Below are 17,229 nucleotides of genomic sequence, written 5' to 3'. Positions count from 1 at the left end.
TGTGCTCACCAGTCAAGGCCACTCCGGGCCGGCGAACCATAGCCTCCGCACTCAGTTCCATGCGCGAGCGTCTACACCCCCGCCGCGCCCCCTCCGCCCTCCACCAGAACACACCCAAGCCGTCACGAACCACCCGTCTCGACCTGGCCTCCAGCGGCCCTTGAGCACCCGGCCGGACGCTCCGCCGGAGTGGGCCCGGGTGGTGGCCGTCGGTCGGGCGGCCGGTGCCGGGCGGGGGTGCTGCCCGGGGGCGGCTCAGCGGAAGGCGGCGATGTTCTCGGAGACCCAGCGGCGGAAGGGCCTGGCGGGGGATCCGGTGACCGCTTCGACGGTGTCGCGCACCTCCAGCAGCTCGTCGTTGACGTCGCCGCCCGTCACGTCCAGCACCGCGTCCGCGGCCTCGGCCCCCAGGAGCGCGGACAGCTCCCGGTGGGCCTCCGCGCGGCCGGTCTCCGCGACGGGCACCTCCCGCCCCAGGGCCGCCGCGACGGCCTCCAACTGCTGCCGGGCCGTCACCCGCCGCGGGCCGGTCAGCGCGTAGGTCCGTCCCCGGTGGCCGGGCTCGGTCAGCGCCACGCGCGCCACCGCCGCGATGTCCGCGGGGTGGACGGTGGGCAGTCCGGTGTCCGCGTACGGCACGCGGACCGTCCGGCGCTCGCGGATCGCCGGCGCCCACCACAGGGCGTTCGAGGCGAACTGCGTCGGCCGGAGCACCGTCCACGCCATGCCGCTGTCCGTGAGCAGCCGCTCGACGGCGGCGTTCTCGCGGGCGGGGCCCAGGTGCGGATGCGTCTGAACGGTGATGGACGACACCAGCACCACGTGCTCGACACCCGCCCGGCGGGCGGCGGCGAGGATCTCGGCGTCGGAGCCGATCCGCGACACCAGGAACAGCGAGCGCACCCCGTCCAGGGCGGACGCCAGGGCGGCCGGGTCGGCGAAGTCGCCTTCGCGCACCTCCACTCCCTCGGGGAACCGGGCCCGGGCGGCGTCACGGGTGAGGCCTCGGAGGGGGCCCGCTCCGTGCGCCCGCAGGTCCTCCAGCAGGGCGCGTCCGATGTTCCCGGTGGCTCCGGTCACAAGAATCATCTGCCTTCTCCTGTCATCTGACGACTGATCGGAGGAAGGCTAGGAATTCAAGCCGACTTGAGGTCAAGCAGATCGCCGAGGAGGCACCCGACGCCAGCCGTGCGAGGTCCTGGGCCTGCTCGCCGAACGTGACCGCGCACGGCGCACCCGCCGTGTCGTCACGGCCCGGCCGCGGCAGGTCCGGTAGGGGGTGGTGGAGGCCGGTCGGGCATGATGCCTCGGTGTTCTACGAAGATCTGACCGAGTACACCTACAACGCCAAGGACTACTTCGACGAGCCGGAGCCCGGGTTTCGCGCCCTCTGGTACCGCCCCGCCTACACCCGGTTGAACGTCGGCTGGCTGGAGGCCGGCCGGCCCTATCCGACCGGGAAGGTGCCCGCCGAGTTCACGGCGAAGCTGAGGGCCGTCCAGCAGGTGCAGTGGATGAACGTCTGCCTCGGGCTGCACGAGTGCGACCTGTGCCCGCCGGGCGACGAGTGCCCGGAGGGCAACGGCGAGATCCGGATCCCGGGCGCGCCACCGATCGCCTATGCGGCACCGTTCCTGATCACCCACTACGTCACCGCGCACGACTACCGGCCGCCGACCGAGTTCATCGACGCCGTCATGGCGGTCGACCTCGATGTGTGGACGGCAGCGCAGTGGCCCGAGGTGCCCTTCCCGTGGGTGCCGGAGGAGGGGGTCGAGTGGCTGCTGGAGTAGCAGCGCCGCGGGCGGAGGGGGCCGGCGAACCGGACTCCTCCGCCCGCGGCGGGGGCTCAGCGGACCATGGCCGCCAGGACGCTGCGCCAGTCCTCGCCGGGTTCGGGGGCGAGGGGGCCGGCCAGGGTGTCCGCGCGGTAGTGCCAGGGGCGGCGGAGGTCCTCGTCGGCGTCGGGGGCGGCGGTGACGGGGCTGTCGGAGCCGAGCAGGCGGACCAGTTCGGCGGTGAAATCGGGCCAGGAGACGTGTCCGCTCACCGCGTTGACGACCCGGCCGGCGGCGGGGTGGTCGGGGGTGAGGCAGGCGGTGAGGGCGCGGGCCAGGGCGGCGGCGTGCACCCAGGACGCGCCGTACCACTCGGCGGCGGGCAGGCCGATCGGGCGTCCGGCCAGGGCGGCCTGGTAGAGGGCGCCGGTGGAGCCCCAGCGGAGCTGGTCGCGCAGGCGGTGGTGCGGGCCCCAGACGATCGGGGCGCGGACGGCGACGGCCTGGCCGCGGCCGGTGGCGGCGGCCTCGAAGAGGATGCGCTCGCTGTCCAGCTTGGCCTGCCCGTACGGGGTGACCGGTGCGCCGCCGGGGCCGCCTTCGGGGACCTCGGTGCCCGACGGGCGGCCGTACGCGTCGATGCTGCTGACGAAGACGAACGGGCCGCCCCGCCAGCCGTCGACCAGCGCGCGCATCGCGGCGAGGTCGGTGGCGTGGTCGGTGAAGGTGCAGGCGGAGTGGATGACGGCGTCGACGCCTGCGACGGCCCGGCGCAGGCTGTCGAGGTCGCCGAGGTCGCCCTCCGCCACCTCGGCGCCGTTCAGCGCGGGCAGGTGCGCGGACTCGGGCCGGACCAGCACCCGGACCGGCCGGCCCTGGGCCATCAGCTCCTGGAGCACGGCCGCGCCGACACCTCCGGTGGCTCCGGTGAGCAGGACGGTGCCGGTGCGGGCGCCGGTGGTCCGCGGGCGGGCGCCGGCCTGGGCGAGGGCGGCGCTGCGTTCGTCCGCGCGGGTGGCGAGCAGGGCGGCGAGGGCGCGCGGGGTGCGCTGCTCCAGGATGTCGAGGCCGGTGAGCGGCAGCCCGGTGCGGGTGCGCAGGCGTTCGGCGAGCTGGACGGCGACGAGGGAGTGGCCTCCGAGGGCGAAGAAGTCGCCGTCGGCGGGCGGGGTCGCGCTGAGCAGTTCGCCGAACGCCTGCCGGACGACGTCCAGCGGGCCGTCCTTCAGCGGGCCGCCATTCAGCGCGGCAGTGCCGGGCAGTGGGCCCGCGCCGGGCAGCCGGTCGCGGTCCGGGGTGCCGTCGGGGAGGCGGGGCAGCCGGTCCACCAGGGTGACCGCGCGCGGCAGTTCGGCGGCCGGCAGGCGCCCGCGCAGGGCGGCCCGCAGGGCGCTGCCGGTGGGCGCGACCGGCCCGCGCACCACCGCGTAGGCGAGCGGCGGGCCGTCGGGGTGCTCGACGACGGCCGCCTCGACCACCGCGGGATCGGCCGAAAGGGCGGCCACCACCGGGTGTTCGGCGGCGGCCAGCCGCTCGCCGGGCAGTGCCGACAGCGCCAGGTCCGGGTCGCCGGCCACGGCGGTGAGCAGCGCGGCGAAGGCGTCGGCGAGCCGGGCGGCGGTGGTCGCGTCCAGCACGTCCCGGTCGTGCTGGACCAGGACGCGCGGGCGCGGGCCGTCCTCCAGCAGCAGGGTGAGGCCGAACTTGGCCAGTCCCAGGTCGATTTCGACGTTCTCGGCGTCGAGGCCGGGCAGCACCAGCGGGTCGGCGATCCGGAGCAGGTCGCAGCTGACCGAGAGCAGCGGGGTGCCGTCCGCCCCGCGCGAGGCCGCGCCGAGCCGCTCGACCACGAGGTCGAACGGCACCTCGTGGTGCTGCTGGGCGTCGAGCAGGGCGGTGCGGACCAGACCGAGCAGGTCGGCGAACGACGGGTCTCCGGACGGATTCGTCCGCACGGCGAGCGTGTTGACGGCGAGGCCGACGGTCCGGCGGAACTCGGGCCGCGCGCGGTGGCCGCTGGCGCAGCCGAGGACGAGGTCGTCCTGCCCGGAGGCGGTGCGCAGCACGGCGAACGCGGCGGCCAGGACGACGGTGTACAGCGTGGCGCCGTGCCGCGCGCCGAGAACGCGCAGCTCCTCCACGACGGCGGGGTCCACCGGGGCGGCGTGCAGGGCGGCGCGGCGCTCGCGGGCGCCGGGCGGGACGGGCCGCAGCAGCGACAGCGGCCGGGCTCCGGACAGACCGGCCGCGAGGGTGTCGGCGGCGGCCGTCAACTCGGCCTCCCGGGCTCGCTCCTGGCGGGCGTAGTCGGCGTACGAGGGGGCCACCGACGGGAGTTGGGCCGGAACCCCCTCGCATCCGGCGCGGTACAGCGCGGCGATGTCCGACGCGATGAAGGGCAGCGAGCCGCCGTCCACCGCGATGTGATGGATCGTCAGCAGCAGCGTGTGGTCCTCGGGACCGTGCCGCAGCAGCAGGGCGCGCAGCACCGGGCCGGCGGCGAGGTCGAACGGGCGGGCGGCCTCGGCGAGGAGCTGCTCGGGGCCGGTGGCGTCCAGCACCGGCAGCGGCACCGGGGCGACCGGGTCGGTCTGCTGGTAGGGCTGGTCGCCCCGGCGCGGGTAGCGGGTGCGCAGGACGGCGTGCCGCTCGGTCAGGCCGGTGATCGCGGCGGCGAGGGCGGCCTGGTCGAGCGGACCGCGCAGCCGGGTGGCGATCGGCACGTTGTAGAGGGCGCCGCCCTGGCCGAGGTGGTCCATCAGCCACATCCGCTGCTGGGCGTGCGAGAGCGGGGCCGGCTCGGCGGGTACGGCCGGGCCGCCGGGCGCGACGGGTCGGGAGGGGGCGGTGGCGGTGCGGCGGTCGCGGGCGCGGCGCAGCAGGTCGGTCTGGTCGACGGTGCTCATCGGTCGGCTCCGGGGGTGTCGTCGGCGGCCCGCAGGGCGCGTTCCAGCAGGTCGGCCTGGGCGGCGACGGTCGGGTGGGCGAGGAAGTCGGCGAGCGACAGCTCGACCCCGAGGTCCTCGCGCAGGTCGTCCACCACCCACATGGCGAGCAGCGAGTGGCCGCCCTCGGCGAGGAAGTCGGCGGCCGGGTCGGTGATCGGGCGTTCCAGGGCCCGGCTCCACGCCTCGGCGACGACCTGCTGGATCGGGCCGAGGCCGGCGCCGGTGGCCGGGTGTGCCCCGGTCGGCCCGCCGCCGGCCGGGTGCGCGTCGGCCGTCTCGTTCACGGGCGGGTGCGCGTCGGCCGCCCCGCCGACGGCCGTCTCGTCCGTGGCCGGGTGCGCCCCGGCCCGCTCGTCGGCGGCCAGCGCCCGCCGGTCCACCTTCCCGCTGCCGGTCAGCGGCAGCGCGGCGAGCACGGTCCAGGCGGTGGGCACCAGGTGGGCGGGCAGCTGCTCGGCCAGCCGGGCGCGCAGCGCCTCGACGGCCGGGCGGGCGCCCTCGGCGAGCACCAGGCAGGCGGTGAGCGCGGCGTCGGGCTGCCCGGCCCGGCGGACCACGACCGCCGCCTCGGCGACCTCGGACAGCTGGAGCAGCGCGTGCTCGACCTCGCCGGGTTCGATCCGGTAGCCCCGCACCTTGACCTGGTCGTCGGTGCGCCCGTGGTACTCCAGGGAGCCGTCCGGCAGTTGGGCGACCCGGTCGCCACTGCGGTAGGCGCGTCCGATGCCCGGCAGTTCGCGGAAGCGCTCGGCGGTCAGCTCCGGCCGGTCGAGGTAGCCGAGGGCCAGCCGGTCGCCGGCGATCCACAGTTCGCCGACGGCGCCCGGCGCCACCGGCGCGAGGCCCTCGTCCAGGACGTAGGCGCGGGCGCCGCCGAAGGTCCGGCCGATCGGGACGGAGCCGGCGCAGTCGGCCGGGGTGACCCGGTGGACGGTGGTGAAGGTGGTGGCCTCGGTCGGCCCGTACCCGTTGACCAGTTCGAGCCAGGGGAAGGCCCGCAGCACGGCGCCCGCGTGCTCGGCGGAGATCGCCTCGCCGCCGACGACCAGGGTGCGCAGCACGCCGAAGATCCGGGAGCGCCGGGCGGCCAGGTGGTGGAAGAGCGCGGTGGTGAGGAAGACGGTGGTGACGCCGAAGCTCTCGACGTCGCGGACCAGGTCCTCGGCGCTGGGCCGCTCGCTCGGGGAGACGGCCACGGCGGCGCCGCGGGCGAGCGGGGCCCACAGTTCGAAGGTGGCGCCGTCGAAGGAGACGGTGGAGTGGAAGAGCACCCGGTCGCGCGGGCCGAGGACGACGGCGTCCTCGGCGGTGACCAGGTCGGCGACGGCGCGGTGCGGGACGAGGACGCCCTTTGGGCGGCCGGTGGAGCCGGAGGTGTAGTAGAGCAGGGCGGGCGCGGCCGGGTCGGCGGCGTCGGGCACCGTGCCGTCGGTGGCCTCGGTGCCGCGCTCGGTCAGCACCAGGGTGAGCTCCTCGGGGAGCCCGGCCTCGGCGAGCAGCCCCTTGTCGCCGAGGACGAGCCGGAGGTCCGCGTCGGCGGTGAGTTCGGCGATCCGCGGGCGCGGGTAGGCCGGGTCGATCGGGACGGCCAGGGCGCCGGCCCGCCAGACGGCGAGCTGGGCGACGACGTACCGGGTCGAGCGGGCGCACAGCAGGCCGACGGCGCTGCCGGGGCCGATCCCCCGGGCGGCCAGGACGGCGGCCAACCGGCCTGCGGCGTCGACGAGTTCGCGGTAGGTGAGGACGGTGGAGCCGTCGGTCACGGCGAGCGCGTCGGGGCGGCTCTCGGCCTGCCGGGCGACCAGGGCGGGCAGATCGGTCAGGGTGGGCAGGGCCGGCGGGTCGGTCACAGCAGACGGGGTCGCGGCGGGCGAGGACATGGTGGTCACGGTGGTTCCCTTCCGGGCGCCCCGGCCGGGTGGGCCGGGGCGCCCCGCTGAGGAGGTTCGGGCGGGGTCAGGCGGTCGCGGCCAGATCGGCCACCCGTTCCTCGACCAGCCGGGCGACGGCCCGCAGGTCGGGCTGGCGCAGCACCAGGGGGGCGCGCAGCCGGACGCCGTACTCGTTCTCCAGGGCCTCCAGCAGTCTCGCGGCGGCGAGCGAATTGCCGCCCGCGGCCAGGAAGTTGTCCTCGGGACCGAGGTCGGCACGGCCGATCAGCTCGCGGCAGAGCTTCAGCACGGTCCGCTCGACCGGGCCGTGCCCTTCCTCCACCGCGTCCGCCACGACCGCGTCCGGCACCGCCACGTCGGCCAGCAGGGCCTGGCGGTCCACCTTGCCGTTGGCGTCCAGCGGGAAGCGCTCCACCAGGTGGACGGCGGAGGGCACGGCCTGCTCGGGCAGCCAGGGCCGGACGGAGTCGAGCAGCGCCGCCGGGTCGGCGCCGTCCTCGGCGTGGACGAAGGCCAGCAGTCGGACCCCGCCGGTCGGCGCCTGTTCGGCGGCGACCACCGCCCGGCGCACCTGCGGGTCGCGCTCGAAGGCGGCCTCGACCTCGGCGGGTTCGATCCGCACGCCGCTGACCTTGACCTGGTCGTCGAGGCGGCCGTGGAACTCCAGTACGCCGTCCGGCCGCATCACCACCCGGTCGCCGGTGCGGTAGACCCGGTCGGTGCCGACCACGCCGGCGGGCGCGTCGACGAAGCGGCGGGCGGTCAGCTCGGGGTCGAGGTACCCGGCGGCCAGGCCGCGGCCGCCGATCCGCAGCTCGCCGGCCGTGCCGCGCGGTACCGGGCGGCCGTCCTCGTCGGTGACCAGGACGACGACGCCGTCGATCGGCAGGCCGATCGGCGGGGCGCCGGCGCCGTGGTCCCCGCCGGGGGCCATGGTGTGCATGGTGGTGGTGACGGTGGCCTCGGCGGGGCCGTAGGCGTTGTGGACGGTCGCGGTGACGTCGGGCCCGGGGGCGCGGCGCAGCCGGTCGCCGCCGATCACCAGGTGGCGCAGCGCCAGCCCGGCGGGCCAGGGCCGGCCGAGGACGGGCTCGGCCAGCGGGGTGGGCAGGATGGACACGGTGATGCCGGCCTCGCGCCACCAGTCGGTGAGCGCGCCGGTGTCCCAGCGGACCGCCTCGGGGGCGACGACCAGGGCCGCGCCGGAGGTGAGGCCGGCCCACAGCTCCTGCACGTGCGGGTCGAAGGCGACGCCGATCAGCAGGCTGTGCCGCTCCCCGGGGCCGAGGCCGGTCGCCCCGCGGTACCACTGCAGCAGCGCGCCGAGCGCGGGCTCGGTGACGGCGACGGCCTTCGGGGTGCCGGTGGAACCGGAGGTGAGCACCGCGTAGTGGGTGCCGACCGGGACGCGCACCTGCCCGCCGGAGGTCAGGGCGGCCACCACGCCGGCGGTGGGCAGGTCCAGCGGCAGCCGCTCGCCGCCGGGCGGCAGCAGGTCCGGCTCGCCGACCAGGCAGGCCGGGCGCAGCTGCTCGGCGACGGCGCGCAGCCGGCGCTCGCCGGGGCGCGGGCCGAGCGGCAGGTGGACGGCGCCCAGCTTGGCGGCGGCCAGGGTGACGGCGACCAGCGAGACCGAGTGGGCGAGGCAGACGCCGAGCAGGTCGCCGGGGCCGACCCTGCCGCGCAGCGCCTCGGCCACGGTGTCGGCGAGGCGGTCGAGTTCGGCGTAGCTGTAGACCTGCTCGCCGTCGATCAGGGCGGGGGCGTCGGGGGTGCGGTGCGCCCAGGCGGTGAACAGGTCGAGCACCGCGCCGTCCTGGTGCGGGCGGCCGTAGCCGATGCTCAGACTGCCCGTACCCGGGTTGCCCGCACTCAGGCTGTCCGTGCTCCGGAGTTCCGTGCCAAGGTGTTCCATCATCATCTCCACAGAAAGTGACGAGCCGTCAGTTCGATGCCTTGGAAGGCGCGTTCACTTGGCGTCCGCGGCGAGGGCGCGGGCCTGGTCGGCCAGCACGGCGTGGCGGAACAGGGTGCGCAGCGGCGGGCGGCTGCCGAGGTGGGGCTCCAGGTACGCGGCGAGCTGGGCGGCGAGCAGCGAGTGGCCGCCGACCTCGAAGAAGTGCGAGTCCGCGGTGAAGCGGTCGTGGCCGAGCACCTCGCGCCAGGCGGCGGCGATCAGTTGCTGTCCGGGGTCGGCGAACTCGCCCGGCGCGCCCTCCTGCGGCTCCGGGGCCTGCTCCACCAGGCGGGCGAGGGCGGCGCGGTCGGGCTTGCCGCCGGGCAGGGTCGGCATCGCGGCGACGGCCGTCCAGCTCGCCGGGACGAGTCCGCCGGGCAGCCGGCGGGCGAGCGCCTCGTGCAGGGCGGCCTGGTCGGGGCGGTCGGCGCCCTCCAGGAAGCCGACCAGGCGGGGGCCGGTCCGCGGGTCGGTGTGCAGCAGCACCGCGCAGGAGCGGCCGCCGAGTTCGGCGGAGGCGGCGGCCTCGATCTCCTCCAGCTCGATCCGGTGGCCGCGCAGCTTGACCTGGTTGTCGGCGCGGCCGAGGAAGCACAGCCGCCCGTCCAGGTCGCGGTAGCCGCGGTCGCCGGTGCGGTACACCCGGGCGCCGCCGAGCGCGGGGACGGTCGTGAAGCGGGCCGCGGTGGGCTCCGGCAGGCCGAGGTAGCCCTCGGCCAACAGGCCGCCGCTGACGACGAGTTCGCCGACACAGCCGGGGGCGAGCGGGCGCAGGGTGTCGTCCAGGACGTGGACGCTCACGCCGTCGAGTTCGGCGCCGAGCGGGATCTCGCCGTCCTCGGCGACGTCGGCGGCGGTGATCTCGTACACGGTGGAGGTGACGGTGGCCTCGGTGACGCCGTAGGCGTTCAGCACGGTGGTGGCCCCGGTCAGGCCGGTCAGCGCCCGGGCGGGCAGCCGCTCGCCGCCGAGCACCAGCAGCCGGGGCGCCCAGCGGCCGTCGTCCAGCGCCGCGCGCAGGTCCTCGCGGACGGCGAGCAGGTAGCTGGTCGGCAGGTTGGCGACGGTCACGCCGCGGGCGGCCAGCACGGCGACCAGCTCGGGCCCGGTGGGCACTTCGCGCTGCGGCACGACGAGGGCGGCGCCGGCCGCGAGGGCGGGCAGCACCTCCTCCAGGGCCACGTCGAAGGACGGCCGGGCGAACAGCAGCGCCCGGTCGGCGGAGGTGAGGTGGTAGCGGTCGACGATCGCGGCGACGTACCCGGCGAGGGCCTCGCGGCCGACCAGGACGGGCTTGGGGACGCCGGTGGAGCCGGAGGTGTGGATCACGTACGCGGCACCGTCCAGCACGGCGGCGGGCTCGGCCTTCGGGAATTCGGGGCCGTCCAGCAGCGCCGGGGTGACGCCCTCCTCCGGCAGTGCCGACGCGCTCTGCCGGGTGGTGAGGACGAGCGCCGGGCTCAGCCGCTCCAGCAGCAGCCCGAGCCGGGCGGCCGGGTCCTCGGTGGACAGCGGCGCGTACACGGCGCCGTGGCGCAGGCAGGCGAGCAGCGCGACCACGCTGTCCGCGCCGCGCGGCAGCACGGCGGCGACCGGCTGGCCGGGGGTGACGCCGGCGGCGCTCATTCGCTCGACCAACTCGGTGACCCGGCGGTCGAGTTCGCCGTAGCTGATCCGATCGGTGCCGGCCAGCAGGGCGAGCGAGGCCGGGTCGTGGGCGGCGGCCGGGTCGAGCACGGCGGGGGTGACCGCGGCGACCGGGGCGGCCTGCGCGGCCTCGGGTGCGGGGGCCAGGTCGGCGATCGGCGTCTGCGGGCGGTCCAGGTAGCAGCGCAGCAGCTCCAGCAGCCGCTCGGACAGCAGCACCGCGTCGGACTCGCGGAACAGGTCGGCGTCGTAGTCCCAGACCAGGGTCATCCCGGCGGCGCCGTGCTTCTCGCCGACCACCCGGCGGTCGTCGGGCAGCAGCACCAGGTCGAGGTCGAAGCGGGTGGTGCCGGTGTTGAAGCCCTCGTACAGCGAGACCTCGAGACCGGGAGCCTGGACGTCGGGCAGCGCCGCGTCGTGCGCGCTGAACATCACGTTGAACAGCGGGTTGTCGGCGCCGCTGGTGTGCAGTCCGAGCCGGCGGGTCAGCTCCTGGACCGGCAGGTCCTGGTACGGCAGCGCGCGCAGCAGGACGTCGGTCACCTCGTCGACGGCCTCGGTGCCGGGGACCGTCGGGTCGAGCCGCAGGCGCAGCGGGACGGTGTTGACGAACATGCCGACGGTGCCCTCGAAGCCCTCCGGGCGGTTGCCGACGGCGGTGCCGATCACCAGCTCGCGGTGGCCGCTGTGCCGGCGCAGCAGTTCGGCGAGCAGGGCGAGCAGGGTGCTGAACGGGGTGTGGCCGTCCGCCTTGCTGCGCTCGCGCAGCCGCCCGGCCAGGTCGGCGCCGATCGACTGGCGCAACTGGCCGCCGTGGTGGCGCCGTTCGGCGCGCGGCCGGGCCAGCCCGGGCAGGGTGACCTCGCGCGGCGCGTCGGCCAGCTCCCTGGTCCAGAAGTCGAGGCCGCGGTCCCTGGGGAGGTCGGCGGCGGCGCGGGCGTGGTCCTCGTACGAGGGGGCGACGGGCAGTTGGTACGGCTCGCCGAGGACGGTGGCGCGGTAGACGGTGAACAGGTCGCGCAGCAGGATCGCGAAGGAGTGGCCGTCGTGGACGAGGTGGTGCTCGACGTGGATCAGCCGGTGGTGGTCCTCGCCGAGCCGGACCAGGTGCCAGCGCAGCACCGGCGCCCGGCCGGTGTCCAGCGGCTCCTCGGCCTCGGCGGCGAGCAGGCGCTGGAAGGCGGCCTCCGGGTCCTGCTCGGCGGCGAAGTCGCTGTGGCGCAGCTCCGGTTCGCAGTCCTCGGCGACCCGCTGGCCGGGCAGGCCCTCCGGGCTGGGCACCAACTCCAGTCGCAGACCCGGGTGGTGGGCCAGCACGGCCGCCAGGCCGGTGTGCAGCGCGTCCCGGTCGAGAGCGCCCCACAGGTCGAGGACGGCGGTGAAGTTGTAGGCGCGGCTGCCCGGCAGCATCTGCTCGTGCAGCCAGACGATCTCCTGTGACGGAGAGAGTGCGAACATCGTCGATTCCCTTGTGTGGTGGGCTGTGTCGGCACTGCGGTGGCCGGAAGCGGGCGTGGGGTGTTCCCGTACCGGCCGGTGGCCGGGCCGCACCGGGGTGAGGTGCGGCCCGGGGCCCGGGGGTCCCGTCCGGGGGCGTGTCGGACGCGCGCGGACGGGCATGGCGGATCCGCCGTTCGGGATCCTGGGTGGGAGTTCGGCGCCCGCGGTCTCGGGCGTACGGTCCCGGTCTCGGGCGTACGGTCCCGGGCGGGTGGTTCCGGGCGTACGGTCTCGGGCGGGCGGCGTCGGAAGTACGGTCTCGGAAGTACGGTCTCGGACGTGCGGTGTCGGGCCTGCGGGGCAGGCGGGTTCAGGCCTGCGGCGCCGGGCTCGGCCGGGCGGGCAGGTGGTGCCGCAGCACGGCGAGCAGGTCGTCGAAGGCCGCGTGGGCGTCGGCCTCGGGGAAGCGGTCGCGGTCCCAGGCCAGCCGGACCAGCAGGTCGTCGCCGTGCGAGGCGGAGACGGCCATCGGCGCGGCGAGCGGGCGCCCGTCCAGGGGGGTCTCCCGGCCGGGGGTGCCGCCGAGCACCAGCGGCGGGCGGCGGTGCAGGTCGTCCAGGGTGAGCAGGCCGTCCAGGGCGCCCGACCACGGGGCCCCGGCGGTGCGGGCGGCGCGGACCACCTCGTCGAAGGGGGTGCCGGCCTGGTCCAGGTCGTCCCACCAGGCGTCCGCGAGCGCGTCCGGGTCCGCGACCGGCCCCGGAGTCGCCGGGTGCACCAGGGTGTTGAGGAAGCAGCCGAGTGCGGCGGACGCGCCCGCCGGCCGTCCGCCCCACGGGTAGCCGAGCGCGAGCGCCCCTCCCCCGGTCTCCGGCCGGGAGAGCCCCTCCGTCCGGTGCAGCCGGTGCAGGGCCGAGCCGACCGCGTCCAGCAGGGCCGGGAAGACGGCGCCGCGGGCGGCGCCCTCGGCGGCGGGCAGCCGCTCGGTGAGCATGCCGGTGGACGTGGCCGCGCTGCCGCCCGCCCCGGTCAGGCCGCCCAGCCGGCGGCCCCAGTAGGCCTGGGCGGCGGGGCCGCCGGCGGCGTCCTCGGCGTCCAACTGCAGCTCGACGGCCTGCCGGTAGTCGGCCAGCGCCTGGGGGGTGGGCCCGGCCGCGGGAGTCTCGTCCTGCTCGTACGCGGCGCTGAGCTCGGCGGTGAGCACCCCGAGCGACTGCTCGTCGCAGGCGGCGTGGTCCAGTGCGACGACGAGCAGTTCCTCGGCCCCGGACGGGTCCGCGGACGGCTCCCCGTCCGGGTCCGCGGCCACCAGCAGGCGCAGCGCGGGCCCGTCGGCGGGCCAGTCCAGCAGGGCCTCGCGCAGCGCGGCGCGGGCGGTGCCGCCGGGGGCGACGGGGATCCGGGCGGCCTCGGCGGAGGGGCCGCCGGCGCGCAGCACGGGTGTGCCGCGCACGGTGGCGAAGCCTCCGCACAGCGCCGGGTGGTGGGCGGCCACCGCGGTGGCGGCGCGGGCCAGCCGCTCCAGGTCGAGGGTGCCGCGCGGGTAGGCGAACATCAGCGGGACGATGTCGCTGCGGCTCTGCGGCGTGAGCCGGCGGGTGATCAGGAACCGTCGCTGGGCGCCGGTCAGCGGGAGCAGCTCCACCGGGGATTCGGCGGCGGCGGAGCGGTACCGGGCGAGGTAGGCGGCGGTGATGCTGGCGTGCACGGGAACGGTCTCCGGTTTCCGGTCGCGGCTCGGGTCGGGGATCGGTCGGGATCGGTCGAGGTGATCGATCGGGGCGTTGCTCAGGTCCGGTTGCTACGGGCAGGCGGGCAGGCAGACGGGCAGGCGGGTCAGGACACCCCCGGGCTCACGGCGCTCTCCTCCTCGCTGACGTCCGCGCCCTCGCCCGCGCCCGGCCCCGCCGTACGGTCCGGGTCCGGCAGCTCGCGCATCCGCCGCAGCGGGGAGAGCAGCAGCGGCAGCGGCACCAGTAGGAAGCCGACGGCGCAGACCCAGAGCGCGGCGCGCGGCCCGGCCGCGTCGGCGACCACGCCGCCGACCAGGGCGCCGATCGGCAGGGTGCCCCACACCAGGAAGCGCATGGTGGCGTTCATCCGGCCGAGCAGCTCCGGCGGGCAGAGGCTCTGCCGGAAGCTGACCTGGGCGACGTTGTAGGCGACCGCGCCGAACAGCACCACCCCAGAGGCCAGGCCGAACAGCACCACGCCCGCGCCGCCGCCGGACAGCGGCCACAGCATCGCGAACGGTGCCGTCACCAGCGTGGAGAGCCAGATCAGCCGGGCCTGCCCGATCCACCGGGCGAGCTGCCCGGCGCACAGCGCGCCGGCCAGTCCGCCGAGGGCGGAGACCGACAGCAGCACGCCGATGGCGCCCGGCGACAGGTCGAGCACCCGTACCCAGAACACCGTCTGCACGGCGGTCAGCACGGCGGAGAACAGGTTGGACGTGGCGGTGGCGGTCGCGATCGCCCGCAGCAGCGGGTGGCCGAGCACGAACCGGACGCCCTCCCCGACCTCGGCCCGCAGCGAGCGCCCCGGCTCGGGTTCCGGACGCTGCTCCTCGACCTTGATCCGGCCGAGCAGCAGCGCGGAGACGAGGTAGCCGCAGGCGTCGGCCACGATGGCGAGCGGCGCCCCGAGCAGCTGGACCAGCCCGCCGCCGAGGCCCGGCCCGGCGATCTGCGCCGAGGAGCGGACCGTCTCCAACGCTCCGTTGCCGCCGACCAGTTGCTCGCGCGGCAGGACGGCGGGCAGGAAGGACTGGTGGGCGACGTCGAAGAACACCGTCGCCACCCCGGTGACCAGTGCCACGAGGTAGAGCTGCGGCATGGTCAGCACGCCGAGCGCGGCGGCCGGCGGGATCGACCCCACGGCCAGGCAGCGCACCACGTCGGCCCTGATCAGCACCGGCAGCTTGCGCATCCGGTCCAGCCAGGCGCCCGCAGGGAGGCCGATGAGCAGGAAGGCGGCGGTCTCGGCGGCGGTCAGCAGGCCGACTTCGAACGGCGTGGCGTCGAGCACCATCACCGCCACCAAGGGAAGGGCCACCAGGGTGACCTGAGTGCCCGTCTGGGCCGCCGCGGCTCCGGTCAGCAGGAGCCGGAAATCGCGGTGGCCGAGCAGACGGGCCTGGCGGGAGCTGGGCTTCTCGTTCATTGGTGCGACTCTCGGTCACCCCTTCGACACCGGGCAAGCACCGGGTCCGTTTCCGGACGGACCGCAGGTCGGCCGAATCCCGCCACTCGCCCGTCGGACCCTTGCGCGCTCCTTATGGACGCGTCCCGCGCGGCCGCGCCGCCGACGGCGCCCCTCGGCCAAGGCGGCGCGGCCCGACGGGCACCTTGATCACCCCGGGGCCCGCCGGTCCATTTCGACGTCCGCTATTCGGACGGGACCTTTCCGGCCACCGGACGGAGGCGCTCAACTTGGCCGGATTCCATGGAGTGCAGCCCTACCGTCACCTCATCGTGATACCGGCGTGACCGAAGCGAGCCGTAGAAGGGGATCACAGGGCGGATACGAGCCGCCCCCGGCGCGAACCGGTCCACCGGCCGCCGCCCTCGACCCTCAGCGCCGACTGTCCGCCCCAGGCTCCGCACGGCGGGTGATCGCCAGCACCGCCATGTCGTCGTCCCGGGGCCCGCCCGTCCACCGCTCGACGTCCGCCACCAGCGCGTCCAGCACCTCCCCCGGCCCGGTGAACGGCCCCAGCGGGGCCAGGCCGAGCACCGGGTCGTAGAACTCCCCCGCCGCGTCCCGGGCCTCGGTGACCCCGTCGGTCACCAGCAGCAGCGTGCACCCGGCCGGGAACGGCCGCCCCTCCGGCAGCGGACGCGCCACGCCCAGCCCGCCCATCCCCAGCGGCAGCCCCGGGTCCGCCGCGTCCAGCCGGCGCACCCGGGGCGCGGCCCCGCCCGGCGGGTAGGGGCCCAGCAGGTACGGGCCGGGGTGCCCGCAGTCGAGCGTGCGCACGCTCTCCTCCCCCGGCGGGAACTCCACCAGCAGCGCGGTGATGAACCCCTCCAAGCGCAGCTCCTCGCTCATCCGCTCGCTCTCCCGCAGCAGCGAGTCCTCCAGCGCGTCCGCGAGCGCGACCAGGTCCGGCAGCCGGTGCGAGCCCTCCCGGAAGGCGCCCAGCAGCACCGACACGGCCCCGACCGCGTGCAGCCCCTTGCCCCGCACATCGGCGATCAGCCCGCGCACGCCGTACGGGGTGACCTGCAGCGCGTACGCGTCCCCGCCGATCAGCGCCTCGTCCTGGGCGGCCCGGTAGCAGGCCGCGACCGACAGCCGCCCCACCCGCGCGGGCGGCTCCGGCAGCACCGCCCGCTGCGCCGCCTCGGCCACCGAACGCACCCGCTCCAACCGCCGCCCGTGCCGGGCCACCACCCGGTTCACCGCGATCCCGAGCAGCGCCGCGAACACCGTGTTCCCCAGTTCCAGGAAGCCGGACCGGGTCCCGAGCGACCCGTCCCGGGCGGACAGCACCAGGATGCCCAGCGCGTTGGCCGCCCCCACCGCGACGGTGTCCCCCAGCATCAGCAGCGCCCCCGCCAGCACGGCGGCCGCCGCCAGCATCGGATCGCCCCAGTAGTCGGTCGGGTCCAGCGCGTTCCACACCAGCCCGCCGACGGTCAGCAACCACGGCGCGACCCGCACGTACGGCGGCCACTGCACGGACCTCGGGGCCATCGGCGACCTGGCTTCCGTCTCGCCACCATCCGGAAGTGCTCCTTCCGATCGTAGCCACGGGCCCCGGAGGCCCGCATGACGGCCGCCCTCGCCGGTGGCCGAGAAACACCTCCCGCCGATGGGGCACCGCTCACGTGCCCGCTACGCACCGCTCAGGTGCCCGCTACGCACCGCCCGCCGTGAACCGTCCCGCGCCGGACCCGGCCAGCAGCCCCTCCGGCACCCGGCGCCCGTACGCCACCAGCAGCAGGTGCTCCGCCCGCCCCTCCACGGCGAGCCGACCGTGCCCGTAGGACCACTCCGTGTCCGTCGCCTCCAGCCGGACCCCGTCCACCCTCGCCCCGAAGAACCGCAGGGTGCGGGGTGAGACACCGGCCAGCAGGGCCGTCGTACGCGCCACCGGCAGCCGGGCCGGCAGCCCGAGCGCCACGGTGATGTCGAGACCGTGGACGGCGTCGTGGGCGAGCGCCGCGATCCGGCCGCCGACCGGCGGGCGCCAGGGGTGGTCGGCGTGGTCGGCCATGGCGGCGACGAGTTCGCGCTCGCTCAGGGCGGCGGCGTCACGGCGGGCGATCCGGTCGGCCATCCGGTGGACGTTGCCGCCGGAGCGGGCGAGTTCGAGGAGCGTGCGCGCCGTCGAGTGCCGGAAGCCGGTGCTCAGGTGCGCGGCCACCTCGCGGACCCGCCAACCCCCGCACAGCGAGGGCGAGTTCCACTGCTCCCGGGTGAAGGCGGCGAACACGGCAGCGAGTTCGCGGCGCTCGGCCGCGATCTGCGCGCGGATCCACCGGATCTGCCCGGCGTCCTGGTCCTGCGGCACGGTTTCCATGCGTCCAGCCTGCGGCCGGAACCGTACGCCCGTCCAAGAC

Annotated in this window: 10 protein-coding genes; 1 reads left to right on the top strand and 9 read right to left on the bottom strand. The window is 76.4% G+C overall.

Annotated features, from left to right (window positions below):
• Window positions 1-255: 255 nt before the first annotated feature.
• A complete protein-coding gene (locus tag ACFVXH_RS23040) occupies window positions 256-1,089 on the bottom strand; it encodes an NAD(P)H-binding protein (RefSeq protein ID WP_387826643.1) in 834 nt (277 codons plus the stop codon).
• A gap of 221 nt (window positions 1,090-1,310) precedes the next feature.
• On the opposite strand from ACFVXH_RS23040, the gene ACFVXH_RS23035 reads away from it, so the two are divergent.
• Complete coding sequence (locus tag ACFVXH_RS23035) at window positions 1,311-1,793, top strand: hypothetical protein (protein ID WP_387826640.1); 483 nt, start codon at window positions 1,311-1,313, stop codon at window positions 1,791-1,793.
• 56 nt (window positions 1,794-1,849) lie between these two features.
• Here the strand turns inward: ACFVXH_RS23035 and ACFVXH_RS23030 are convergent, their stop codons facing one another.
• The 8 genes from ACFVXH_RS23030 to ACFVXH_RS22995 form a co-directional block, all read right to left on the bottom strand.
• Entirely contained in the window at window positions 1,850-4,684 is a 2,835-nt protein-coding gene (locus ACFVXH_RS23030) for a condensation domain-containing protein (protein ID WP_387826639.1), read from the bottom strand.
• Window positions 4,681-6,606 carry a non-ribosomal peptide synthetase gene (locus ACFVXH_RS23025; RefSeq protein WP_375873871.1) on the bottom strand — a complete coding sequence of 642 codons (1,926 nt, stop codon included), beginning with the start codon at window positions 6,604-6,606 and terminating at the stop codon, window positions 4,681-4,683. The genes ACFVXH_RS23030 and ACFVXH_RS23025 overlap by 4 nt, the downstream gene beginning before the upstream one ends.
• A gap of 76 nt (window positions 6,607-6,682) precedes the next feature.
• Window positions 6,683-8,533: an amino acid adenylation domain-containing protein gene (locus tag ACFVXH_RS23020; protein WP_375873853.1), complete on the bottom strand. Its 1,851-nt coding sequence runs from the start codon at window positions 8,531-8,533 to the stop codon at window positions 6,683-6,685.
• A 54-nt stretch (window positions 8,534-8,587) separates the two neighbouring features.
• Window positions 8,588-11,680, bottom strand: coding sequence for an amino acid adenylation domain-containing protein (locus ACFVXH_RS23015; RefSeq protein ID WP_387826636.1), 3,093 nt, complete (start codon window positions 11,678-11,680; stop codon window positions 8,588-8,590).
• Between the two features lie 352 nt (window positions 11,681-12,032).
• Complete coding sequence (locus ACFVXH_RS23010) at window positions 12,033-13,370, bottom strand: non-ribosomal peptide synthetase (RefSeq protein ID WP_387826633.1); 1,338 nt, start codon at window positions 13,368-13,370, stop codon at window positions 12,033-12,035.
• 128 nt (window positions 13,371-13,498) lie between these two features.
• Window positions 13,499-14,824, bottom strand: a complete 1,326-nt coding sequence (locus tag ACFVXH_RS23005; RefSeq protein ID WP_380778027.1) for an MFS transporter — start codon at window positions 14,822-14,824, stop codon at window positions 13,499-13,501.
• Window positions 14,825-15,235: 411 nt separating this feature from the next.
• The gene (locus ACFVXH_RS23000; RefSeq protein WP_387826630.1) at window positions 15,236-16,360 is read right to left on the bottom strand and encodes a PP2C family protein-serine/threonine phosphatase; all 1,125 of its coding nucleotides are present in this window, start codon (window positions 16,358-16,360) and stop codon (window positions 15,236-15,238) included.
• 163 nt (window positions 16,361-16,523) lie between these two features.
• Window positions 16,524-17,189 (bottom strand): maleylpyruvate isomerase family mycothiol-dependent enzyme, encoded by a 666-nt coding sequence (locus ACFVXH_RS22995; protein WP_387826628.1) that lies wholly within the window; start codon window positions 17,187-17,189, stop codon window positions 16,524-16,526.
• Window positions 17,190-17,229: the final 40 nt, after the last annotated feature.

The sequence above is a fragment of the Kitasatospora sp. NPDC058184 genome (assembly GCF_042883725.1).
GTDB lineage: Bacteria > Actinomycetota > Actinomycetes > Streptomycetales > Streptomycetaceae > Kitasatospora.
This window is presented reverse-complemented; position numbering and strand designations above follow the sequence as displayed.